The sequence below is a fragment of the Thermoleptolyngbya sp. M55_K2018_002 genome (genome assembly GCF_015295965.1).
GTDB lineage: Bacteria > Cyanobacteriota > Cyanobacteriia > Elainellales > Elainellaceae > Thermoleptolyngbya > Thermoleptolyngbya sichuanensis.
The window spans coordinates 1-24156 of sequence record NZ_DVEA01000232.1 but is presented as its reverse complement, the minus strand read 5'-3'; the positions used below and the strand labels follow the sequence as shown (position 1 = coordinate 24156).

General features: G+C 58.0%; 19 protein-coding genes, 1 tRNA gene and 1 pseudogene. 6 read left to right on the top strand and 15 right to left on the bottom strand.

From position 1 onward, the window contains the following. The 3 genes from IGS51_RS11595 to IGS51_RS11585 form a co-directional block, all read right to left on the bottom strand. Nucleotides 1-870, bottom strand: an 870-nt coding sequence (locus IGS51_RS11595; RefSeq protein ID WP_297078539.1) for a serine/threonine-protein kinase, incomplete at its 3' end; no start/stop codon positions are given. Between the two features lie 195 nt (nt 871-1065). Continuing rightward, nucleotides 1066-2364, bottom strand: a complete 1299-nt coding sequence (locus IGS51_RS11590) for an esterase-like activity of phytase family protein (RefSeq protein ID WP_297078538.1) — start codon at nt 2362-2364, stop codon at nt 1066-1068. Nucleotides 2365-2488: 124 nt separating this feature from the next. Next, entirely contained in the window at nt 2489-3247 is a 759-nt protein-coding gene (locus tag IGS51_RS11585; protein WP_297078537.1) for a response regulator transcription factor, read from the bottom strand. Between the two features lie 393 nt (nt 3248-3640). Between IGS51_RS11585 and IGS51_RS11580 the strand changes: the two genes are divergently transcribed. Next, nucleotides 3641-3889, top strand: a complete 249-nt coding sequence (locus tag IGS51_RS11580) for a DUF6761 family protein (protein WP_172353815.1) — start codon at nt 3641-3643, stop codon at nt 3887-3889. Between the two features lie 87 nt (nt 3890-3976). After that, nucleotides 3977-4885, top strand: coding sequence for an ADP-ribosylglycohydrolase family protein (locus tag IGS51_RS11575; protein ID WP_297078536.1), 909 nt, complete (start codon nt 3977-3979; stop codon nt 4883-4885). Between the two features lie 6 nt (nt 4886-4891). Here the strand turns inward: IGS51_RS11575 and IGS51_RS11570 are convergent, their stop codons facing one another. The 5 genes from IGS51_RS11570 to IGS51_RS11550 form a co-directional block, all read right to left on the bottom strand. After that, the gene (locus IGS51_RS11570) at nt 4892-5956 is read right to left on the bottom strand and encodes an ABC transporter permease (protein ID WP_297078535.1); all 1065 of its coding nucleotides are present in this window, start codon (nt 5954-5956) and stop codon (nt 4892-4894) included. A gap of 31 nt (nt 5957-5987) precedes the next feature. Then, nucleotides 5988-6500: an adenine phosphoribosyltransferase gene (locus tag IGS51_RS11565; RefSeq protein WP_172353813.1), complete on the bottom strand. Its 513-nt coding sequence runs from the start codon at nt 6498-6500 to the stop codon at nt 5988-5990. Between the two features lie 143 nt (nt 6501-6643). Further along, nucleotides 6644-7870, bottom strand: coding sequence for a magnesium/cobalt transporter CorA (corA, locus tag IGS51_RS11560; RefSeq protein WP_297078534.1), 1227 nt, complete (start codon nt 7868-7870; stop codon nt 6644-6646). Nucleotides 7871-8327: 457 nt separating this feature from the next. Further along, a complete protein-coding gene (locus tag IGS51_RS11555) occupies nt 8328-9596 on the bottom strand; it encodes a bifunctional oligoribonuclease/PAP phosphatase NrnA (RefSeq protein ID WP_297078533.1) in 1269 nt (422 codons plus the stop codon). Between the two features lie 509 nt (nt 9597-10105). Further along, a complete protein-coding gene (locus IGS51_RS11550) occupies nt 10106-10603 on the bottom strand; it encodes an HNH endonuclease (protein WP_172353809.1) in 498 nt (165 codons plus the stop codon). Nucleotides 10604-10694: 91 nt separating this feature from the next. Between IGS51_RS11550 and alr the strand changes: the two genes are divergently transcribed. Then, a complete protein-coding gene (alr, locus tag IGS51_RS11545) occupies nt 10695-11909 on the top strand; it encodes an alanine racemase (protein ID WP_297078532.1) in 1215 nt (404 codons plus the stop codon). On the opposite strand, the gene hisB is transcribed toward alr, so the two are convergent. Next, nucleotides 11887-12528: an imidazoleglycerol-phosphate dehydratase HisB gene (gene hisB, locus IGS51_RS11540; RefSeq protein WP_297078531.1), complete on the bottom strand. Its 642-nt coding sequence runs from the start codon at nt 12526-12528 to the stop codon at nt 11887-11889. The genes alr and hisB overlap by 23 nt on opposite strands. Nucleotides 12529-12638: 110 nt before the next feature. Next, complete coding sequence (gene lipA, locus IGS51_RS11535) at nt 12639-13517, bottom strand: lipoyl synthase (RefSeq protein WP_297078530.1); 879 nt, start codon at nt 13515-13517, stop codon at nt 12639-12641. 107 nt (nt 13518-13624) lie between these two features. On the opposite strand from lipA, the gene IGS51_RS11530 reads away from it, so the two are divergent. Continuing rightward, nucleotides 13625-13698 (top strand) — tRNA-Pro (locus IGS51_RS11530). Nucleotides 13699-13876: 178 nt separating this feature from the next. Here the strand turns inward: IGS51_RS11530 and psb29 are convergent. Then, the gene (gene psb29 / locus IGS51_RS11525; protein WP_297078529.1) at nt 13877-14605 is read right to left on the bottom strand and encodes a photosystem II biogenesis protein Psp29; all 729 of its coding nucleotides are present in this window, start codon (nt 14603-14605) and stop codon (nt 13877-13879) included. 122 nt (nt 14606-14727) lie between these two features. Then, nucleotides 14728-15090 carry an STAS domain-containing protein gene (locus tag IGS51_RS11520; protein ID WP_172353804.1) on the bottom strand — a complete coding sequence of 121 codons (363 nt, stop codon included), beginning with the start codon at nt 15088-15090 and terminating at the stop codon, nt 14728-14730. 311 nt (nt 15091-15401) lie between these two features. On the opposite strand from IGS51_RS11520, the gene mutL reads away from it, so the two are divergent. Next, nucleotides 15402-17147 (top strand): DNA mismatch repair endonuclease MutL, encoded by a 1746-nt coding sequence (gene mutL, locus IGS51_RS11515; protein ID WP_297078528.1) that lies wholly within the window; start codon nt 15402-15404, stop codon nt 17145-17147. A gap of 54 nt (nt 17148-17201) precedes the next feature. Here the strand turns inward: mutL and IGS51_RS11510 are convergent, their stop codons facing one another. The 3 genes from IGS51_RS11510 to IGS51_RS11500 form a co-directional block, all read right to left on the bottom strand. After that, entirely contained in the window at nt 17202-18791 is a 1590-nt protein-coding gene (locus tag IGS51_RS11510; protein ID WP_297078527.1) for a DUF3370 domain-containing protein, read from the bottom strand. Nucleotides 18792-19502: 711 nt separating this feature from the next. Further along, nucleotides 19503-22064, bottom strand: coding sequence for a U32 family peptidase (locus tag IGS51_RS11505; protein WP_297078526.1), 2562 nt, complete (start codon nt 22062-22064; stop codon nt 19503-19505). Nucleotides 22065-22158: 94 nt separating this feature from the next. Then, nucleotides 22159-22974, bottom strand: a complete 816-nt coding sequence (locus IGS51_RS11500; RefSeq protein ID WP_297078525.1) for a hypothetical protein — start codon at nt 22972-22974, stop codon at nt 22159-22161. A 368-nt stretch (nt 22975-23342) separates the two neighbouring features. Here IGS51_RS11500 and IGS51_RS11495 point away from each other — a divergent pair. Continuing rightward, nucleotides 23343-24156: pseudogene (locus tag IGS51_RS11495) on the top strand (hypothetical protein); the annotation flags it as partial.

Genomic DNA, 24156 nt, shown 5'->3' with positions numbered 1-24156 from the left:
CTGGTAGGTGGGCGGCTGGGTTGCGGGATAGGTCGCCGCATTGGTCACTGCCTGAAGCGCCTGGGCCACTTCGGCTACCGATTGATAGCGATCGCCCGGCCGATAGCTCAGCATCTTGTTCAACACCTGCGCCAGTCCGGGGCTGACGTTGGCGTAGCGCTGCCAGTGCCAGGTCAGGTTCATGTCATCGTAGAGTTCCTGCGGCTCTCGCCCCGTCAGCAGCACCACCGCCGTCACCGCCAGCGCGTAGAGGTCGCTGTTGGGATAGGCGCGTCCCGTCTGCATTTGCTCGCTCGGCGCATAGCCCAGCTTGCCGACGGTCGTGGATTGGGTCGCCGTTTGCAGCCGCGTGGCAATTTCTTTCACCACGCCAAAGTCAATCAGCACCGGAAGCTGATCGGCCTGCCGCAGCATGATGTTATCCGGAGCAATGTCGCGGTGAATAATGCCACGGGCATGGATATGGGCCAACACAGGCAGCAGTTGCCGCAGCAGTTGCACCACCTCCGGCTCTGAAAACGCCTGCCCGCTCAGCTTGCGCTCCGTCAGCAAATCGCGGTAGGACTTGCCTTCCACATAATCCTGCGCCAGAAACAAGCGCTGATTTTCCTCAAACGTGGCGCGAAACTGGGGAATCTGCGGGTGCTGGATCTGATACAGAATCGCCGCCTCCCGCTGAAACAATTCCTTCGACTTTTCCAGCGCATAGTCCCCCGACTGCGAGGGAATAAACTCCTTCAGCGCACACCGCTCGCTAAACCGCCCCAAGTCTTCTGCCAGATACGTGCGCCCAAACCCGCCCTGGCCAAGCAGCTTGACCAGGCGATAGCGATTTTGCAAAACGGTTCCGGCGGACAGGGGAGGTTGCATGTTCAAGAGCGGGGGGTGAAAGAGTCGGGAACGGGGAGTTTATTTCAACAAGTTCAACATTATAGATACATTGATTGCGGGGTTGATTTCGCAAGGGGACGGCTTGGGATTTTAGATTTTGGGTTTTGGATTTTGGATGGATAGCGTCCTTGGCTTGCTCTTGTGATCCAAGATCCTTTTGCTCAAGCCCGCTCTTTACCGCAGGCGAAATAGCAAAAACTGCGTCACCTGGAGTGGGTTAAAGTTGTCGTCGCTCACCAGCAGCAGGGTCGTGGAGCCGTCCGGCAGGCGGGGGCCGAGGGTCATGGCTTCTAGGTTATCTAACCGAATGCCCAAATCGCCTAGGTTGAGCAGGCGGCGCTTGCGGACGGGCTGGATGCTGCTCAGGTCGCCCTGGAGTTGAGGCATCCCAGAAGTGTCGGTGGCATTGCCCATTACCATCTGGAAGAGTTGCGCGGTTACGCCCGTTTGTGGGGTAAAGGCCCGCTCTAGGCTGAGGAACTGACCGCCTGCGTCGATTGCTAGGAGTTCCGTCAGTCCGGGTTCGCCCTGCTCTGGCGGCAGCGCGTCTCGGTAATAGAGATGTTCTGCCAAGAGCGTTGCCTGGTCTTTGCCGATGAGATAGTGCAGCAGGCGCAGGGGCGGCAACTCCCCCGACGGGCCAGCGTCCAAATCTTGGAGCAGCGAAGACTCGGTGGCGGCAAACAGGCGAAAGGGTTCCAGATAGCCCGCCGTGCCCAGGGCGCTGGGGTCGGGGGTGAGAGATTCAAAGCCCAGGTTTTCCTGAACTCCTTTGGACGGGGCATCGGCGGCGGCGGGCAAGTAGCGCTCTGGAAGTTTGAGACGAGATTTTCGGCGGCCGGTTTCCAGGTCGAACTCGTCGATAAAGGGGGGAATGTTCTGGCTGGGAATGCCCTCGCTGGCGATGTAGACGGTTTGGCGGGGCGTGAGGGCGATCGCCTCTGGATCGACCGTTCCCGCTGCAAAGGGCTGGCCGTCTTCGTCTAGCAGCGGCGTGACAGATTCCACCTCAACGGAGCCGATGCGGGGATTTGCTGGTTCAGACTGATCTAGCGTGAGATGGAGTGTGTAGAATCGGGCGGGGCCGAAGTTGCTGCGGTCGTCCGACAGGGCATAGAGGCGATCGCGCTGACGGTCGTAGGCCAGCCCCGACAAACCGCCCACGGGCGCACCTTCAAACTCCTGCGGTGGCAGCCGATATTCCCCCAGAAAGTCCACCGCTAGCGGCAAAAACAGCCGCTCCTCGGCATTGACGCGGGGCAGCGTGCAGCCCGTGATTCCCAACAGCAGCAGGCACAAAACGGGAAGGGCGATCGCCCTTCGTCCGTTCAACATGTTATTCAACATTCTGCTGAGCCACTGCGCCAAAACTCGCAGCCCAACTTGCAGCCCAACTTGCAGCCCTACGCGCAGTCCATTCCCTCGCAGCAGCGGCTGAACGCTAGAACTCCCCAAGAAAAACCCGAAACCCATAGCAACAGCAGACGAGCGCAGCTAGCAGCAGCATACCGCAACCCCCGGCTTTTCCGCCGTAATGAAAGCAGATGAAATGCAAGCAGGTGAAAGCAGACCCTAAAGTTTGGGCTATAGTTTGGGCTTAGGACAAAGAATGCATCGCAGCCCGATGATTATGGTTCTGGCTGGGGTTGGACGCAGAGACCAGACTGGGCCCGGCAACCTCGGTGTTAAAGCGATAGCCGACATTCCGAACAGTTTGGATTAAATTGGGCTGGCGCGGATCGACCTCAATTTTTTTCCGCAGAGAAAGGACGTGTGTATCCACGGTGCGGTGATTGTCAATCGCATCGGGCCAGGCTTTGCGGAGCAGTTCCGAACGGCTGAGGGGCAAACCACCCGCCTGCGCCAGCACATAGAGCAGGCTAAATTCTTGCGGAGTCAGGTCTATTAGCTCGTGCTTCAGATGGACGCGGCGCTGCACTAGGTCAATTTTCAAATCGCCATAGTCCAAAATGGCAGGGGCGACCGTGGGGCGACTGCGACGGGTCAGCGCTTCTACCCGCGCCAGGAACTCCTGCATCCCAAAGGGCTTGGTGAGGTAGTCGTCTGCGCCTGCTCGCAGGCCAGCTACAATATCGGACTCGGTGCTGCGGGCCGAGAGAATCAGCACAAAGGGCTGGCTCTGCTGACGCAGCCATCGACAAAACTCCAGCCCGCTTCCGTCGGACAAATCTGAATCCAGCACCACAAGCTGGGGCTTGCGGTTTAAGTAGACATCTTTGGCCTGCTGCAAGCTGGCAGATTGATAGACCGAATAGCCGACCTGCTGGAGGTGCCACCCGAGAAGCGATCGCAAATGGGGATTTCCCTCGACAATTTGAATGCAGACAGCGCTCACAATGTCTAGCTACGACTTAGCTGATGATACGGATTGTTTCTAAAGCTAACAGAGCGCTTGTCAAGGTTTTGTAACCACTGCTACGGGCTAGGCGACTCAAGCCTTGACAAATGGGCCGTTTGTGGGAATTGGGCTGGCGCGGCTGTGGGATGTTAGGAAACGCTGTTAGAAACATTGGAAATATTCAGGACTTACGCACTTGCGATAGGCTTTCTGGACTTTGGAGAATTTCTCGCGGGCTGCGCCCGCGAGAAATTCTCCAACTGTGTAAGTCGTAACATTGTTAGAAGCTCGGTATTCAGAATGCTTATCGGTCTGGACAGAATGGGGCGATCGCCCCTAGTCACCCCTGTCTTCGGGGTAAAATAGGGCATAGCATTGCACCACCTCTCCATGCTTCAGGACGCACAAATTATCCGGTTCTATCAGCGCCTGACCGACGCGCTGAATGAGCAGTGGCATCGGGGCTATCGCTTCGACGAACTGCGCCTATACCTCGATGGATATCTGGCCGCCCTTCGGCATACGAACGTCGTCGAACCTTACCTGATTCACCAGCTCGAAGAAGAAGCCACTCGCTATCTTTACGACCCCTCCAGCTTCGTTGAGCCGCAGCCCGAACCAGAGGTCGATTTCTACTAGGCTCCCTGAATCTCACGTTGTCTCCTCTTTTTGACCCAGATCGCCTCTGAGCCGTTTAGTCTGGTCTGCTAGTCTGGCCTGTTTGGAATGTCAGTTTCTCTCTTGGAACGTGCGCGGGGCTGTCTGCTAGGGCTAGCCGCGGGGGATGCAGTGGGCACCACGGTCGAGTTTCAGCCGCGTGGCTCTTTTCCGCCAGTCATCGACATGGTGGGCGGCGGCCCGTTCCGGCTGGCAAAGGGCCAGTGGACCGACGACACCTCAATGGCGCTTTGCCTTGCGACCAGCCTGGTGGAACGGGGCACGTTCGACGCGGCCGACCAGATGGAGCGCTACTGGGCCTGGTTTGAGCGGGGCTATCTCAGCAGCACTGGGGTCTGTTTTGATATTGGCAATACGACCCAACGGGCATTGCAGGCTTACAAAGTCTCTGGCAACCCCTTTAGCGGCTCGACGCATCCCAGAGCGGCGGGGAATGGCTGCCTGATGCGGCTGGCTCCAGTGTCAATTTTTTACTTTCCCGATGGCGATCGCACGCGACAGTTTTCCGGCGAGAGCGCCCGCACCATCCACGGCGCAGCGGAATGCGTCGAAGCCTCCCAACTATTCGGCGAGATTCTGCATCGGGCACTGGCAGGAGCCAGCAAAGCCGAAATCCTGCTGCAAAGCGACCCGGCATCGTTTGCGGAAGAGGCGGTAAGGGCGATTGCCCAGGGCAACTATCGCCACAAACCCCTCGACCAGATCCACGGCACGGGTTATGTGATTCAAAGCCTGGAAGCCGCCCTCTGGTGCTTTTGGACAACGGAGACTTACGAGCAGGCGATTCTCGCCGCGGTGAATCTGGGCGACGATGCAGACACCACCGCCGCCATCTGCGGCCAGGTCGCGGGCGCGTTCTATGGCGAGTCGGGCATTCCGTCCCGCTGGCTAGAACCGCTCACCCTGCGCGAGGAGATTGAGCAACTGGCCGAAAAACTGCTGACAGCCGCAGGCTAGCCCCCACTACTGAATACTGCTCAGCTTAATCCGGGGATCAACCGCCTTCAGCAGCAGATCCGCTAGCAAATTGCCGATGATCAGCATCGCCGCGCCCATCATCAGGCTAGCCATCACCAGATACAAATCCTGCGCCGTAATCGCCTCCAGCACCAGCCGCCCCAGCCCTGGCCAATTAAAGAAATTTTCCACAATGAAGGAGCCACCCAGCAGGCTGGCAAACTCGAAGCCCAGCAGCGTCACCAGCGGGTTCAGGGCATTTCGCAGCGCGTGGACGTAAATGACGCGATTCTCTGGCAGACCCTTGGCGCGGGCGGTTTGAATATAATCCTGCCGCAGCACGTCCAGCAGTTCGCCCCGCGTGATCCGCTGGAGGCCGGCAAACCCGACCAAGCTCAGCGCCAGCGTCGGGAAAATCATGTGCCAGCCGATATCCAGCACCTTGCCAATCGGGGTCAGGTCGGCGTGGTTGATGCTGGTCATGCCGCCCACGGGCACCAGCGGTGAGAGTTGCTGCGCCAAAAACAGCAGCAGCAGCCCCATAATCAGCGCGGGCATCCCCTGACCGATGTAGCTGATCACGCGAAAGATGCGGTCGATCAGCTTGTTCTGGTTGACCGCGCCAATAATGCCCAAGGGAAGGGCGATCGCCCAGGTAATCACCAAAGAGGCGATCGACAGCAGCAGCGTTGCCGGAATTCGCTCCCACAGCAGCGAGGTCACCGGCCGCTGAGAATAAATAAAGCTCACGCCAAAGTTGCCGCGCGTGAAAATCTGCCGCAACCAAAGAAAATATTGCTCAATCGGCGACCTGTCTAGCCCAAACTGTTCCCGAAAGGCATTCAGCGTGTCTTCCGAAATCTGCGGATTCTGGCGCAGCGTGTCCAGATAGTCCCCCGGCGCAAGCTGAATGATGAAAAAGCTCAGCGCCGAAGCCAGCAGCAGCGTCAGCGCCCCTTGCAGCAGCCGTTTCACCACATAGCCCACAATTTCACTGGCCAAGAACCGTTGAACCTGAACCAGTCCGTCCGAAAATCGCTGCTGTGCTGAAGCTGTCTCGCGAGAAGTCATAGCCGCCCTACCCAACCTGAGCTTAAACCGCCTAATATTCCACCAGGGTAACAACTGGAACGTCCGGCAGCTTCTTGCGCCCCTCCAGTCCTGTCAGTTCAATAATGAACCCAAACCCCGCCAGTTCACAGCCCGTTTGCTCCACCAGCTTAGCCGTTGCAGCGGCCGTGCCCCCCGTCGCAATCACGTCATCCACAATCAAGATCCGGGCAGGTGGCTCCGCTGCGTCGCGGTGAATCTCCAGCTTGTCAGTGCCATACTCTAGCTCATATTCGACGCTGTGAACCGGAGCAGGCAGCTTTCCTGGCTTGCGAACGGGAATAAATCCTGCATCCAGCTTGTAGGCCAGCGGCGCACCAAAGATAAATCCACGAGACTCCATGCCGATGATGTAATCTACCGACAGATCGGTGCAACGTTCGGCCATGCTGTCGATTGTGTAGCGCAGTCCTTCAGGATCGCGCAGCAGGGTTGTAATATCTCGAAACAGAATTCCCGGCTGGGGGAAATCGGGAATGTCGCGAATCAGCGATTTCAAATCCATATTTTCAATCTACAAGGCAAATCTACAAGGCAAATCTACAAAGTCTGTGGAAAGTCTCTAGCTCGAAGAACTGGACACGCAGAGATTGTAAACCGTTTGCCCAGTAGTTCAACCAGAGGACAAACGGATGGACAAATTCAGCGCTAGTCTTCCCGAATTCCTGAGTAATTTTCAAACCAGCCGCGCTTCCAAAAATAAAACAGCAGCCCTGCCGAAGTCAGCAGCATCACCGCCCAGCATAATGGATAGCCCCAATACCAGTTCAGTTCAGGCATATTCCAGGGGGATGCATCGGGGTTGAAGTTCATGCCATAGACTCCGGCAATAAACGTCAGCGGAATGAAGATGGAGGAAATCAGCGTGAGCTGCTTCATCAACTCGTTCATGCGGTTGCCCACAGAGGAGACGTAGACATCCATTAGGCTAGAAGCGACCTCCCGGTAGGTTTCTACCATGTCCAGCACCTGCACCGCGTGGTCGTAGCAGTCCCGCAGATACATCCGCGCTTCGTCCTGAAGCAGGTCTTCGCCATCGCGGATGAGGGCGCTGATGGCATCCCGCATTGGCCAGATCGATCGCCGCAGGTTGAGCAGTTCTCGCTTGATGGTGTGGATTTTTTCGAGAGTGGTGCGGACGGGCTTCGCAACTACCTCATCTTCCAGTTCCTCTAGCTCCTCGCCGTAGGTTTCTAGCACCGGAAAGAAACCGTCCACAATCGAGTCAAGCAAGCAGTAGGCTAAATAGTCGGCTCCACGGCTGCGAATTGTGCCTTTGCCCAGGCGAATGCGCTCGCGCACGGGCCCAAAGGAGTCGTATTCGGGTTCTTCTTGCACCGTCAGCAGATAGTTTTTTCCCAGAATAAAGCTCACCTGCTCGGTGAAAAAGCCGCGGCCGCTGTCCTTCAGCGTCACCATGCGGGTGATGAGCAGCAGTTGGTCGCCGTATTCTTCGACTTTTGGGCGCTGGGGCACGTTGACGATATCTTCTAGAACCAGCGGATGCAGGTTAAAAATATTGCCCAGACGCTTGAGTACGTCTTCGCTGCCCAAGCCTTTGACATCTACCCAGGAAACCGACTCGGCATCCAGGTAGGGAATGGCTTCTTCCGGCTCGTTAATAGGAATCCGAGTTGCACTATCTTCGCAATAATCAATCAGGGTAATGACGGGGGGCGGTGCGTCGTCCTCAATGGTGAGCGTTCCTGGCAGGGCACCCGGCTCATGGTAGGAATATTCTAGGTAGGGGTTATCGTCTTCTTCTTCATCCGTCAAACCCTCGACAAAGAAGGCGCGAGATAGCGCCTCAGCAGTCAATTGTTCCACTCGGTTATGGGCTTGCTTTGCATGAGAACTGGAGGGTTTAGCTGCCATGGCATTTAGTCCTGAGCATTGGGATCTGACGGCTGAACGGGGGCCGACGGGAAAGCCCGAACCAGCGCTATCAGGAAGTTAAGAAAAGCGTCAAGAAGAAGCTGTGTCAAGCATACTCTAGGTGCGCCTGCGTGCCTGTAGCGTAGCGTGTCGCATGAACTAGGGCAGGGGGCAGAGTCGTGAACTGAGCCGCCCAGATCCTAATCTACTAATCTGGATCTACCGATCTGTTAATCTGTATCTACTAATCTGGATCTACCGATCTGTCGGCATCTGTCGGTTCAGGCGGGTGCGCCAGCGCTAGCGTAACGTATCGAAGCCTTTCGGGGCAGTACGTTACGGCTGACTGAATCGCACGCTTCAGCACGCTACACTTTGGTTAAAGGGCAGATTACTCTACCTCTACCAATCTATCCACTTGCTTCTGGACTCAGCTTAAGCGCTTTGCCGCCAAACCCTAGGATGTGCGGATTACTTCGTCTTCGGGGTTGACCAGCCGCAGCAGCTTTTGCTTGAGTTGAGAGTCAAATACTTCCCATTTGAGGCGGGTGTAGTCGCTGTTTTCGTTGAAGCCAGAGAGAAAGCCCATCGGAATCTCGAAGCCACCTGCCATCGATCGCCCGCCGCCAAAGTATCGTCCCTGGGCATCTTGTCCGAAGGCTTCCTTGATGAATTCATCGGGGTCGAGGGTCAGCTTGTTGGTGCGGAGGGAGCCGATGACGATTTCCAGGTCTTCGTCTTCGTCGTGGACGATGCCATAGACTACGGCTGTGTGGACGTTTTCTTCTGTGACCAGGAAATCGGCTGCCTGGGGAATGGCATCCCGGTCGTCGTAGCGCAGATAGCCGACCCCAGCGATAGAGAAGTTGTTGCGAATGATGCGGTTGCGGAGCGATCGCTCGATTACGTCCATCACCCGCTTTGAGCGGGAGGATTGCAGCACTGCATTGAGCAATTGTGCGTCGGCGTAGCGGCTGAGGTAGGCGGCTGCCAAAAAGTCTTCTTCTTGAGCCTGCATCAGCCGATTGGTATCGCAGCGTAGCCCATGCATCAGCGCCGTGGCACACTTCACATGCTCATTGTTGCTGCTGTCTAGCCGCACCATGCCTGCCTGGATATATTGCGTCAGGATGGTTGCTGTGGCCCGGGCCTGGGGGCGAATGTCGGAAAATTCGGCGTGCAGATCGCCCTGCAAGCTGTGGTGGTCAATGACAACCGCGACGGGAATCTTGAGTTGCTCGATCAGCGACAGCAGTTGGGTGGTTGTGCCCTGGTTATCGACAAACACCGCGCCACCATAGACGGACAGGTCTTTTTCCTTAGCGGCTTGATAGCTCCAGCGCTGCACCGGCAGCCCCGTCAGCCGCACCAAGGCAATGTTTTCCTGGTGGCTGAGGGTGCCTGCGTAGACAATATCGCAGCGAATGTTGAATTGGTCGGCGATCAGCTTGTAGACCCAGGCGCTAGAGAGGGCATCGGGGTCGGGAAAGTCTTGCAGGATGATCAACTGGCGATCGCCCCGATGCTGTTCCAACAACTGTCGCAAAGCGGCGGTCTTTTGCTCCGTTAGCCGTCGTCCTTGGGGGGTCGAAAGCGTCCAGTCGGCTCGCCGTTGAAAGGGGTCGTCGCCGTCTGCGGGGGGGCGATCGCCCGTGCCAAAGGCAACCGAACCAGACCCTATATCCGTCGGCAGTACATCTAGAGAAGGAACTGAATTCAATTGCATAGCGTTGGAAATTGATGTCAAAAACGGATACTAAGTTACGCTTGCACGTTGCGCTTACAGGCTGCTTCTAGGTTGCTTATAGGCTGCTTCTACTGCGTTGCGTTTACGAGTTGCGTTTACGAGTTGCATTCACGGGTTGCATTCACGGGTTGCAACGATCACTTGCAAATCTTAAATCCACCGTAGGGGAGGGCAGTATCCCCAGTCAACCGAGTGGGCGATCGCTCATCAATCCTTTTTCTTTTTACAATCTCCGTTCCACACAGCCCTCTAAACTGTGCGCTCTGCCAAACCCGCTTTGTCTAGCAATTTCAAGGCGTTTTGCGCCCAAGTCGAGGTTCGCTGCATTCCCCTACTGCGATCATGACAAAAAAACAGCGCTTCGCAGTCCACCCAAGGGCCAGTTTCCCGACCTTTCGCCAGACGTAGCCCCAGAACCCAAAACCCTTGTGGAACCAGGGTTGGGCGATCGCCCAAGCAAAAACCCCCGTGCGATCGCCGCACAGGGGTCATATGCCGATGACATACTTTTGCCACTCTTGATGCACACCGCTTTTTATGTGCTTGGTGACTTCAAAATATAGCCCGCTGTGGGGGCGATGGGGTGGACGGCGTAAAATCATGTTGGCTTCTTTGGGCGTGCGGCTTCCTTTTTTAACGTTGCAGCGGACGCAGGCGGTCACAATGTTTTCCCAGGTGTCTTCGCCCCCGCGCGATCGGGGCAAGACGTGATCCAGCGTTAGCTCGTCGCCCGTATAGCCGCAGTATTGGCAGGAATGGCTGTCTCGGTGGAGGATATTGCGGCGAGTCAGCGGAATTTCTTTGTAGGGAACGCGGACGTAGTGGCGCAACCGAATCACCGTCGGCAGGGGAAATTTGTCATACACAAGCTTGCCGTTATGCTCGACTTGCTCCGCCTTTCCCTTAATCAGCAGGATCACTGCCCGTCGCCAACTAGTAATGTTGAGCGGTTCATACGAGGCGTTGAGAACCAGAACCTTGCCCATTGATGGCTGGATTTATAAAAAGGTTTAAAGGATGTTAACACGCATACTAGCATAGTTAGCACTTGACCAGAGAGTGTGTGAGGAGTGGGGTATGTTGAGCTGGGAACACACGCCAAGCCTGATCCCGATGCAGCGGGAGCGGGCCTGGGTGGAGATTGACCTATCGGCGCTGGCCCACAATGTCCAGCAGTTGCAGATGCGGCTGGCAGTGGGGACGGAACTGATGGCGGTGGTAAAGGCGGATGCCTATGGACATGGGGCCGTGGCGATCGCCCAGTCTGCCTTGCAAGCTGGGGCGACTTGGCTGGGCGTGGCCACGATTCCCGAAGGCATTGAGCTGCGCGAGGCCGGCATTCAGGCTCCGATTCTGCTGCTGGGCGCGACGAATACAGCAGAACAGGTGCAGGCGATCGCCCGCTGGCGGCTCCAGCCGACGCTCTGCACCCCCCGGCAAGCGCTGGTTTTTTCGGAAACGGCAGGCAAGCTAACCCTGCGGCAACCGCTTCCGGTTCATCTGAAGCTGGATACGGGAATGTCTCGGCTGGGTGCGCCCTGGCAAGATGCGGCGGCGTTTGGGCAACTGGTGCAGGGGTTGCCGCACTTGCACATTGCCAGCGCCTATTCTCACCTGGCGACGGCGGATGAACCCGATGAAGCCGTGATGCGGCTTCAGCAGCGACGGTTTGAGGCGGCGATCGCCCAAATGCGGCAGGCCGGGGTGAATCCACCGAAACTGCACCTGGCGAATTCGGCGGCAACGCTGGCAGACTCGGCGCTGCACTACGACCGGGTGCGTGTGGGGCTGGGGATGTACGGGCTATACCCTGCGCCCCACCTGGCCCAGGGAATTGACCTGCGCCCAGTGATGCAGATCAAGGCGCGAGTGACCCAGGTCAAGACGATCGCCCCTGGTACGGGGGTCAGCTACGGCTATCGCTTCATTGCCGACCGAGACATGACCATTGCGACGGTGGCAATCGGCTATGCCGACGGCGTGCCGCGCAACCTGTCGAATCGGATGACGGTGCTGGTGCGAGGGCAGCGTGTTCCCCAAATCGGCGCAATCACGATGGATCAGCTGATGCTAGATGTCAGCACCATTCCCAACCTGCAAGAGGGCGAAGTGGTGACGCTATTGGGGCAAGACGGACAGGCAAGAATTTCCGCCGACGACTGGGCCGAGACGCTGGGCACGATTTCCTGGGAAATCCTGTGTAGCTTCAAGCATCGCCTGCCCCGGCTGACCATCAACCCACCGCAGCCCGTGCGGGGTTCCCAACCCGCTACAGCACACCCTTCGAGCTAGGAATCGCCCCGCCCCGGCGCGGGTCCACTTCCACCGCCATCCGCAGGGCACGGGCAAAAGCTTTGAACGTCGCCTCAATAATATGGTGGGAGTTGATGCCATCAAGCTGGCGGATGTGCAATGTGATCTGGGCGTGGTTGACTACGGCCACAAAAAACTCCCGCACCAGTTGGGTGTCGTAGGTGCCGACGCGCTGGGTGGGAATTTGCAGCCCGTAGCTGAGGTGCGGCCGACCGGAAAAGTCCAGCGCCACCTGCACCAGCGCCTCGTCTAATGGCGCGACGAAGTGCCCAAAGCGGTGAATCCCCTTGCGATCGCCCAATGCCTTGGCCAGCGCCATGCCCAGCGTAATGCCCACGTCTTCATTGGTGTGGTGATCGTCGATCTGCACATCGCCCGTCGCCCGCACCTCCAGGTCAATTAGCCCGTGCGACGCAATCTGATCCAGCATGTGGTCGAGAAACGGCACGCCCGTCTGCGCCACGCAGCGCCCCTGCCCGTCTAGGTTCAGGCTCACCTGCACGTCGGTTTCTTTGGTGGTGCGGCTGATGGCGGCAGTGCGATCGCTCGTGACACTGGAGGAATTCGGAGTAGCCGTTACGGGTTCGCGGGTCTGCATGGGGAATCCTGTAAGACGAGATATCTGGCCATTATCCCAAATGCTGTAGCGCTGGATGAGCCTTGTCCAATCGTCTGCCTCAAGCCTCGCCCCCAACCCCTCACCCCCCATCAACGCGGATGCTGCTGCATCAACGCCCGCACCTGCTCGGCGTGATAAGAACTGCGCGTGAGCGGCGAAGACACGACCTGCAAAAAGCCCATCGCCTCGCCCGCCACGCGCCACGCATCGAACTGTTCCGGCGTGACAAATGCCTGCAACGGCAAGTGTTTGGGGCTGGGCTGGAGATATTGCCCGATGGTGAGGATGTCGCAATCCACCGAGCGCAAGTCCTGCATCACTTGGCGCACTTCCTCATCCGTCTCGCCCAGCCCCACCATGATGCCCGACTTGGTGTAGACCGAGGGAGCCAGTTCGCGCGATCGCCTTAATAACTCCAGCGTGCGGGCATAATCGCCCTGCGGACGCACCCGCCGATACAGCCGGGGAATCGTTTCCGTATTGTGGTTCAGCACTTCAGGACGAGCCGCGATAATTTGCGCCAGCGCGTCCCAGTTGCCGCAGAGGTCAGGAATCAGCACCTCAATGGTCGTTTGGGGCGATACCCGCCGCACGGCTTCGATGCAGCGCACAAACTGGGCCGCACCGCCGTCGGGCAGGTCGTCCCGGTTCACCGAGGTAATCACCACATGGTTCAGCTTCATGCGGCGCACGGCCTCTGCCAGGTTTTCTGGCTCCTGCGGGTCGAGCGCTTTTGGCTTTTTCTCGAAATCAATATCGCAATAGGGACAGGCGCGGGTGCAGGCGGGGCCCATGATCAGAAACGTCGCCGTGCCAGCATTAAAACACTCGCCAATATTGGGGCAAGAGGCCTCTTCGCAGACCGTGTTTAGCCCCAAATCCCGCAGGATTTCTTTGACCGTTCCGACTCGCTCCCACTGCGGCGCTTTCACCCGCAGCCAGTCTGGTTTCGTTGGCTTGACCGTCACGCGCTGTTGCCCAAATCACACTGTTTGAATTATAAAGGCTGGGCTGATTGCAGCGTGTGATAGGCTAGAATGTCTGAGGTAGATTTCTAAGTCATAGATTTCACCGCCGGGATGTAGCGCAGCTTGGTAGCGCACCTCGTTCGGGACGAGGGGGCCGAAGGTTCAAATCCTTTCATCCCGATTTTTAGATTGATCTCCAGCATATTGGCTAGGCTAAGCCGAGATAGCGCTCAGCTTCTCGCATCCAGGAGTGATCGCAGAGCGCGATCGCCCCTTTGCGCCAAACTTCTAACTAAAAGGCGGCGCTGGGTTTGTAGGTCAGCACCGCCTTTCCAAAAATTTTACGACAACCCTCAGACTCAGCCAGACTCAGACGGAGAACTGGGTGGAGTGGCGATCGCCCCATCTTCCACTTTTCCCTCTTTCGCCTTAGCGCGTTCCTCTTTCTTCTTGCGGTCTGCCTTCAGGATATCCTCTAACACAGCCCGCGCCTGGGTCATCTTGTCTAGGTTGCTGCGATAGAGTTCCAGGTCTTTCTGCATTTTGTCGGCAGACAGGTTCAGCGCATCGCCGAGGGACTGAAGCGCTGCCGCTCGGCGAGCCTCGTCCTTCATCATGTCGCTGTCCATCTGCTCCAGCAGAGTATATAGCCCAATGGCAAACAGGCGGCTGTACTTAAAGTTTGGATTGCTCGCCACGCCGCGCAGCACGCCAACCAACCCATCCGTCGGTTCCGTCGATTCTCGCACCTTGGACACCACATCCTCTGGCGAGAGATGCGCCGCCTCTGCCAGCAATCGTTCTGCATCTTGCCGATAGACTTGGGGATCGCCGCCAACCGCCTGACACAGGGCGTTGAAAATCGACTCCTGATCTTTTTCAGGACGATACCCCTGCATGAAGCGATCGTAGGTCGTCACCACGCCCAAGGCATATACCGGGTCATAGCGAAAGTTAGCGTTGACCAGGAGCAAATGCGTTTCTACCATCAACTCCTCCACCACGCGCCGATAGATCGAATTAATCGGGCGCGTGTGCAGGCTGTAGAAGGCACGCTTAGTATCTGAAACAGTGCGAACGTCGCTCACGGGAAGTCTTAAATTATTGTGATCCCATTATCCCACATCGCGGAGGAATGGGGCGCGATGGGACACGAGGCGGCGGAATCCTTGGGGCGATCGCCCAGTTCCCGGCCGCGTTTCCCGGCCCATCAGCCCGTGGCCACACTCCGGGGCACGCCTTCTAGCGCTTCTTCCTCGGTCTCAAAAATTTCAAACACCGAATCCATCATTGTCACCTCAAACACCAGCTTGGCTTCGGGGTGGACATTGCAAATGCGGAAGCTGCCCTTTACTTTGTCGGCATCGCGCATCCCAGCCACCAACGACGTAAGGCCAGAACTGTCGATAAAGTTCACCTGCGACAAATTCACGACAATGTGGGGGCTGAGTCGGGAAATCGACTCTTGCAGCTTCAGGCGAAACTGCCAGGCCGTTGTGATATCCAAGCGTCCGGTGGGCATCAGGACGATGACCGTTTTCCCGTCTGGAGTGGTGTGTGTCCGCTGCTCCATAGTGTTGCTTCAGTCTCCCCTTTGTCCGAAAGGTTTGTAAAAGTTTCTACCAGTGTTCCCAAGAAGCGACCCCCGCCAAACAATCTACCAAGAAAACTCGACTCGGCCAGGAAACCCATCAGGTTAACAATAGCCGACAGCGGGTTTAGATTTCAGTAGAGTTTATTGCGCTGGAGCGGGAGGCTATGTGGATTTTGGATTTTGGATTTTGGATTGGCGAGTTTGGAGGGTGGATCGAAAGATTGGGGTTGACCCGTGGATTGCAAAATTAGGCAGAATGTTAGGGGTTCTGTCTTGACCCAGCAAACCGGATGACGCAATCCATCCAGCCTCTTTCAGAAGCAGTCGTCAATCTCATTGCAGCGGGCGAGGTGATCGACTCGCTGGGGGCGGTGGTGCGAGAACTGGCGGAAAACGCGCTGGACGCGGGCGCAACTCACGTCAGCATTGCCGTATGGCCCGAGCGGTGGTCGCTGCGCGTGGCGGACAATGGCAGCGGCATGAGCCATACCGATTTGCGCCAAGCGGCCGCGCCCCACAGCACCAGCAAAATTCACGCTAGCGAAGACTTGTGGAGCATCCGCAGTCTGGGTTTTCGGGGCGAGGCGCTGCATAGTTTGGCGCAATTAGCCGATCTGGAAATTGGCAGCCGTCTAGCAGACTCGACAGAAGGCTGGTGGGTGCGCTACGACCGCCAGGGCAACCCCGTCTCGGAAACCACGGTGGCGATCGCCCCTGGCACGGTGGTCACGGTTTCGCACCTGTTTGGCAACTGGCTGCCTCGCCGCGAGGGATTGCCGCCGATGACCCAACAACTCCGCGCCATTCAGCAGGTGGTCTGTCATCTGGCGCTGGGCCATCCGCAGGTGACGTGGGTGGTTCAGCAGGGCGATCGCCCCTGGTTTAGCCTGTGGGCCGGCCAAACGGCGAGACAGATCTTGCCGCAAATCCTGCGCGACGTGCAGCCGGGGGATTTGGTGGAGGTTGAGCTGGGAGTTGGGTTGGGAGTTGGGTTGGGAGCGGATGGGAGTGGTGAGGACGCAAGCCCGCCCCATCCCCCGCGCTCTACAGTCCTGATGGGTCTACCCGACCGCTGCCATCGCCGCCGCCCAGACTGGGTAAAGGTGGCAGTGAATGGGCGGGTCGTTCAGCTTCCAGAACTGGAGCAGACGATCCTGGGTGCGTTTCGCCGGACGCTGCCGCGCGATCGCCATCCCGTTTGCTTCTTGCATTTGCATCTGCCGCCGGAGCAAATTGACTGGAATCGCCACCCGGCCAAAGCCGAGATTTACCTCAAGGAACTGGATCGGCTGCAAGCGCAGGTGCAGGAGGCGATCGCCCACGCCCTCAGCCTTCATGCCCATAGCCTCAGCGACGCTGCCCATAGCCAGCGCCTAGGGCAGGTGCTGCGGGCTGCCGAATCTGGCGGTAGCTACAGGTCGGGCAACCTAGGCGACCCAAATGAATCGACAGGCGAGGCATCTCCTGCGCCTGCGTCCCCGCTCAGCCCTCCGCCTTCTCCGCTGCGGGCGATCGCCCAGGTTCATAACATGTACATCCTGGCAGAACACCCCGCAGGCATCTGGCTGATTGAGCAGCACATTGCCCATGAGCGGGTGTTGTATGAGGAACTGTGCGATCGCTGGACCGTAGTGCCCCTCGATCCGCCCGCGCTATTGCCCAACCTCTCGACGGCCCAGGTCGAACAACTCGTCCGCATTGGGCTGACGGTGGAACCCTTCGGGGACGCACTGTGGGCCATCCGCACAGCTCCGGCTCCGCTGGCGCAGCGGGAAGATTGTGCAGCGGCCCTGCTGGAACTCAGCTTGGGCGGCGATTTGGAAACGGCGCTGGTGGCAACGGCCTGCCGCACGGCTATCCGCAACGGCACGCCGCTAACCCTACCCGAAATGCAAACCCTCCTCGATCGCTGGCAGCAGACCCGCAACCCGCGCACCTGCCCCCACGGTCGCCCGATTTGCCTGTCGCTGCAAGAGTCCAGCCTGTCGCGCTTTTTCCGGCGGCATTGGGTGATCGGCAAGAGCCACGGCATTTAGAAATTTAGGGGTTACAAATGTGATTTTTCTGTGATTCTTCCCCCAAAGGACTGCCTACGGTTGAGGAGAGGCTTCCAGCGTGACGGCTGTACCGCCTTCTTCTTGCGGGGTCGGCCGAGGCGCTTGTTCTGGTGCCAGCGTTTGAATGGTGAGCGCTTGGGGTGGGGTGGCATCGGGCGGGTAGAGCAGTTCAACCTGCACCTGACGGCGATCGCCCCGTCTCAGGTTTAAGGTCAACAGTGGCTCGCCCTGCTGTCCGCGTCGCTGCACCACATGCACATAGCGGGTCTGGGTCACTCCCCAATCGTTCACGTATCGCAGCCGCAGCGTTCCCCGGAAAAAGATGCGGCGATCGGGTGGATTCAGGAACCGCAGCGCCTGACCCCGCAGCGATTCGTCCTTCATCGGCGTTTGGAACAGCAGCGCCACGGTCTGCTCCTGATTGGTGTTGTTATACAGCGGCAGCGTCAGGTTGTAGCGCACACCATAGTTGCCATGACCCCGATAGGCGGTATCCGGATAGCGAACCAGCATGGGCGCACTCTGAATTTGCCCAGTGCCCAGGGTATGCCGATCGACCGTGCTAATTGCGTAGGAAATCGCTCCGCCCCGCTGGGGAATCGTCAAGTGATCAACCCCATCGCCATCCGTCAGCACGGCATCCCAGCGAGAACCTTGCGATACACCAGATACCCGGCTGTAATAAAACCGACCAATCTGACGGGCGTTGGGGGGAGTTGGGATGCGATCGCGCGGCCCAGCCACATCGCCCTGCTGCAAGAGCGCCAGCCACTCCTCCATCCGGGGCGATCGCTCGGTGCCGTTGCCATTCACCCTGGCAAACATGCCTAAACTCGCCAGATGCACGGGGCCATCGCTGGACAAATGCAGCAGCGCCGATCGCCCGTTGATGGGCAGATTAGCATTGGATGGACGAGCCGGACGACGCGCCTCACCGTTTTGCACAACATCGGCTGCCTCTGCCGCGTCTAGCCCCATATCTTCCGGATCGACAATGGGCAACGGCTCACGATTACGGTACGACTGCAAGCTCCGCAGGGGAATGGGTTCGTTTAGCAGCAGTTGCACGTACCGGGGTGGAATCGTCACCCGCTCCGGCAAAATGGCTTGACTCAGCCCTCGCAAGATGTCGCCCATTGTGCGGCTGCCCGGCCCTGCAAACACCGTGGGCCCGGCGTTTGCCACGTAGGAGGGCAGGTCGTAGAACGGGGCTTCCTGGCTCAGGTAACTCGCAGACTGATGAACCTGAATCGTCACCGGGCGATCGGATGGATTGTAAGCCAGAAGCCCAATGTAGAGCGTCCGCACGTCGGTTGGCGTGCGCCCTTTGGCAATGTGATGGGCGAACACGTCAAAGCGCCCTTCAAAGGCGTAGTTCAAGTGGGCAGAGGGAACGCGCATCCCCTGCGGTGGAAAAGTGGACAGCAAGATGCCTTCTTGCTGCACCAGTTCCGGACTGTTGCTGTTAAACACGGGCACTGAGTCAAGCCGCCCCGGCAGTGGGCGCACCTCCTGAGCTTCGACCACATGGCTGAGTCGTGGGGTCGGCGGAGGTGGTGTAGGGATGTAGACCTCCGTTGGGGTGGCTTGAGCAAGGGGAAACAGTGGCAAAAATGGAAGCATGAGAACCTGCGAGAAACCCAAATCTAAAAGACTCCAAATCACCCTGAGAGGGGCAAAAGCAACAGGACAAATCGGGCCAGCTCAAGCGAGAATGTCGAGCTTAAGCAAATCGAGTGAACTTAACCCAAAAAGCCCCGATTTTTACTTTTGGCAAAAGCACCTGAGGAGTGCGCTTCATCCTCAAAAGCGGATGTGCTAGTCCGCCTGTCGCGCTGAGCCGTGCCTTCTGGCGGTCAGCGGTTTACCAGAGTCAAAAGCGCATCTGTAGACAAGTTCCAAGGGGAAGGGAGGATCGACCGTGGTCCACAACGCAACGCCTTGTAATGCAACGTCTGATACAACGTCTCACCATATCACTCCAAACCACTACACACTACTTTCACAACTAGGGCACACCCGGAAGTCGTGACAGCGAGCAAGGGGGCATAAGCTGCTGGTCGCGGTTCCTCAATCAGGTTACCCAGAGATTGACCAGAAGACACGTGTGCCTCATGTCTCAGCTTGGAAACCCTGTCAAAACTATACGGGAAATTGACACAAGATGAAGAAATCCTAAGGGAGTTGATCCCGGATTTTTTTATGCTTGGTCGAGGTTTATGCTTCCTTTCAGGAAAGAAGGCATAAGTTCATCAAAAATTCACAGACTAAATTTACAAACTAAATTCACACACCAGCCTGCGAATCAAGGGAGAACTGTTCCAGAAAAGGGGGTCAAGAATTGAGGGTTCCCCGCGTCACGCCGAGCTGATTTTGTAGCTTGAGATCTTTCCACAGCGCAGTTCCGCTCAATGTTCCCTCCAGCAGCGCTTGATATCGCTGGATGGTTTGCATGACCTGAGCAGGCGTTTCGTTGAGAAATTCCAGGCGAAATGCCTGCGCCCCAAGCTGCATGAGCCGATGAACCGCTTCTGCTCCAGTTTGGGCAGTGCCGTTAAATACAGTGTTGCGACAGCCTGCGTCGGCTTGCAGGATATGCTCCGTGCCCGTGCGATCGCGCAATTTGACTACCTGCTTTTCGCAGGGGCGACCGCAGTTTGTATAATCCGTCCCCTCGGACAGAAACGCACAAAAGACGCAGTGTTCCATATGGAACATGGGCATGTGCTGGTGAATCGTGATTTCAAACCAGTCTAGTGGGCAACTGGTCAATAGGCCCTCTAGCTGCTGGAGGTTGAGGTCGTAGGACGCGGTGAGTCGCTCTAGCCCTGCCCGTCGAAAGTAGTCGGCGGAGAGCGCGTTGGCCACATTCAGCGAAAAATCGCCGATACGACGCTGGTCGGCGAAAAACTGGAGATGGTCGTAGTTTCGCACCAGATAGCCATCTGCTTGGGCATTCTTCACCTGCCGCAAGATCCAGGTTTCGCCGGGTTTGGTGATGCGGGGCGGCGCAACGAAAATTTCCAGGGAGTCAGAGTTGGGGTGACTCCGAACCAGCCCAACCGCTTCGCGGTATTTGCGCGGGTCTTCAAATTCGCAGTAGAGCGTGTGGAGTCCGGCACTGAGGGCGGCCTGAAGCTGGGGCAGGGTGCGGGTGAGGGCGATTAGGTGGGTGGAAGCGGGAGAGCGGGAGGGCGCAGGAGCAGCGGGCAGGAGGGTGTGGAGGGTGGCGTGGGGGTTGAGATGCCAGGGTTTTGGCTGGGTGCGCTGGGCTTCGAGCTGGGCGACGAGTTCCCGACGGAGGCGGTTGAGTTCGCTGACGGGCAGCATGGTGGCGTTGCCCAGATGATTTTGCAGGGAGTCGAGATAGAAGGGCGTGTTGCCGAGCCGTCCCAGTTGTGCCCGCAGGCGTTCGGTGGTTAGGGGCTGGGTTTGGGCGATCGCCAGTGGCAGTTCCGATTCTGCCTGGGCGATGTGGCCCTGTTCGTCGCGGGCGATCGCCACCAGCGGCTGCCCCGCTTCCCCATGCACTTCAATCCTAATCGGTCGCTGAACCTTGGGCGTGTCGCCTGCATAGCTTTGGCGAAGCTGACGATCCAGTTCGGGGTCGCTAGTTTTCCAGAGGCGATCGCCCACGCGCACCCGTCGCCAGTCTATTGCGCCGCGCCCAAAGGTGAGGGTTGCTTCGTCACCCTGCATTTCGACGGAATACACCCGGCCGCCTTCTTCCGGGGCATCGGGGTGGCCACTGTCAAACACTACACCATCGCCCGGTTTTAGCGGAGCCTGGAGCCTGATCATGGCTCGCTCGTTGCGGATGCGGGTCACTTCGCCCAGATACACGCCCCGCTTTTTGCTAAATCGCGCATGGACAAGTTCCTGGTTGTTGATGCCGCGAAACCAGCCCGTGTAGAGGCCGCGAGAGAAAGCCATTTCAAGGTTGTAGCGGTCTTCAGGAGATGAGGCACTGGGGCGTTCTGCGAATTCATCGCTCTGGCGCTCTGAGACCATCTGCCAAACCCGATCGAGCGCGTTGCGATAGACCCGCGTGACGTTGGCGACGTATTCTGGCGATTTCAGGCGACCTTCGATTTTCAGGCAGGCTACGCCTGTGGCCACCAGGTCGGGCAATACGTCCAGTCCAGATAGATCCTGGGGGCTGAGCAAATAGTGGCGATCGCCCAAATCCACCTTCTGCCCGTCTGCAATGAGATCGTAGGGCATTCGACAGGCCTGGGCACACTCGCCCCGGTTGGCAGAGCGGCCGCCGAGGGATTCGCTGGTCAGGCATTGCCCAGAGTAGGCGACGCAAAGCGCCCCGTGGACAAAAACTTCCAGCGGCATGGACATCGCGCGATTCGCGCCGCGATCCCTGAGGGAATCGCCCAGTTGCTGCTGGATCTTTCGGATATCCTTCAGCGAACACTCGCGGGCCAGCACCACCAAGTTGCAGCCCAGCGCTTGGGCAAAGGCGACCCCGGCAGCGCTAGTGATGGTCATCTGCGTGGAGGCGTGGATGGGGAAGTCGGGCGACAGGTGGCGAATTAGGCGGCAAATGCCGATATCTTGAACAATCGCCGCATCTACGCCTGCCGCGATCATGGTTCGCACATACTGCTCGGCTTCGGCGAGTTCTGCCGGAAAGACCAGCGTGTTCAGCGTGACATAGCCCTTCACGCCGCGCCGATGCAGAAATGCCATCAATTCCGGCAAATCAGCTTCGGTAAAGTTTTGCGCCCGCATTCGTGCATTGAACCGATCCAGCCCGAAATAGATTGCGTCGGCTCCGTTTTCGACCGCAGCACGGGCGCAGTCCCAGTTGCCGGCAGGGGCCAGCAGGTCTGGGCAGCGCGGTGGGGCGATCGCCACTGGACTCGAAGACAGCAGAGTATCCATAACGCTGTATCACGCTGTAGCTGAGGGGCTATTTAGGAGCTATTTAGGAGCTATTTAGGGGCGATCTAGGGGCTATTTGGGCGCTATCTCTGGCTCAGTCCGCAGAGATTTCTTGCGCCTCGCGCTCATCGGCTTCTGGTTTTGCCCCAGAAGGAACTTCGAGCGGCGGCGCATCGGGTGGGGTGTGGGCTTCAGCAAGGGGCACAGAGCCAGACTCAGCGGCGATCGCCTCCGGTTTGCGCTCCGAAAAGCCCCAGACAAACAGCAGCGCAATCACGGAAATCATGGCCCACTGGGGCGGAACGAGGCTGTCGTTAAACACCCTGATCAGCAGGCGTAGCCCCACCAGCCCCACGGTGATGTAGCCCGCGTCTTCCAGATGGGTATATTCGTCTAGCCAGCGGATAAATAGCCCCGCCAATAGCCGCAGCGTGAGAATCCCGATCAGCCCGCCCGTCAGCACCAGCCACACTTCCTGAGACAGGGCGATCGCCGTGGTAACGCTATCCAGCGAAAATGCCAGATCGGTAACAGCAATGATTGGAATTGCCTGCCAGAGTGATGTAAAACGCGGCCCGTGGTGGTGGTGTTCGCCGTCCTCTGTTTCGTCGGACGTGAAATACTTAAACACGAGCCAGAGCAAATAGAGCGCACCCGCCAGCTCAAACTGCCAAAACCGAATCACCCAGGTTGCCGTCAGAATCAGGATGACCCGAAAAATAAACGCGACGAGTAGCCCCAAATTCAGCGCGTCTCGCTGCATTTTTTTGCCGTCTAGCCCTTGGGCGATGGCCGCCAGCGCGATCGCATTGTCGGCAGACAGCAGCGTTTCGAGGGCCACCAGCACCGTCAGCAGAAGGAACGTGTCTACACCCAGGTTGGGAGACAAGTCGAGCAATCTATCTAGCATGGCGGCAATCTCTAGGCAAACAGCAACGCAAACGGCGAGAATCTCTGCAAAGAAGCAGCAGTGGAGCGCAGACTAAACGAACCATATTCTTCACAGCATTCCTTCACAGCATATCGAATTTAAACCCAAATCTTTGTCTCAGAAAATTCCAGGGATGAATCAAAGGCTTTTGCGGGTTCAGCAAAAACGTCTGCCCCATGCATGAAACCACGCATAAAATCCGACCTCGACCTCGACCCGACTCGCTTCGTTGGGCTGAAATCCGGGTATGGTGAGGAGGCGATCGCACAGATGCAAACGCGCCCGCTGCTACCCTGCTTCTCCGAATCGTTCCTGCTTCTCCGAATCGTTCCCTCCCGTGCTTGGTCATGTCGTCCTTTTCTGCTGATTCTGCTAGAAACCTGCTTGAGAACTTGCCTGAGAATTTGCCTGAGAACTTGCCCGCACTGCTGGCGCGATTTCGGGCTATGTATCCCTTCGCTAGCCTGATTACCGACCTGCTGACTGTGCAAAACGGGCGCTATATCGTGCGGGCTAGTGTAATCGTGGGTGGGCTGACGCTGGCCACTGGGCTGGCCGAAAGCGCCAGTATCGAAGACGCAGAAGACCGGGCACGAGGGCGATCGCTCCAGGCGTTGGGGCTGAATGGACTGGGCATGAATGACGGATCAACGGCCGCTGTCCAAACCGCTGTCCAAACCGCTGTTCAGACTCCTGCTCAGATCCCTGTTCAGCCCCCTGCTCAGACCTCTGCTCAGACTCCTGGGCAAGTCATTGGGCAAGTAACGGGGCAAATCGGTGGGCAACCGGGCGGGCAATTCAGGGGGCAACTGGGCGGGCAAATTAGCGAGACTGATGGCCAAACGCCTGAATTTGCGCCGATGGATGCAGCCTGGAATCATTCACCGAGCGGTTTGCCCAGCGCCAGTTTGCCCGTAGAGAGTGCGGGGTCTGTGATGCCGCCGATTGCCCCAGCGCGTGACTTTGCCACCGAAGCGGCGACACTCCCTATGGAGAGCGACTGGGACAAACCCGACCCGCTTGACCTGCCCCTGCCGCCTGAAGACGAGCTAGACTCTGGCCCCGTCGTGGCAGATTTTTACGCCCATATTTCCGCATCCGACGACGATTTTTCAGAAGCCTCCGAACCCGTCGATTTGTCTCAAATCACCAAGCCCGCCT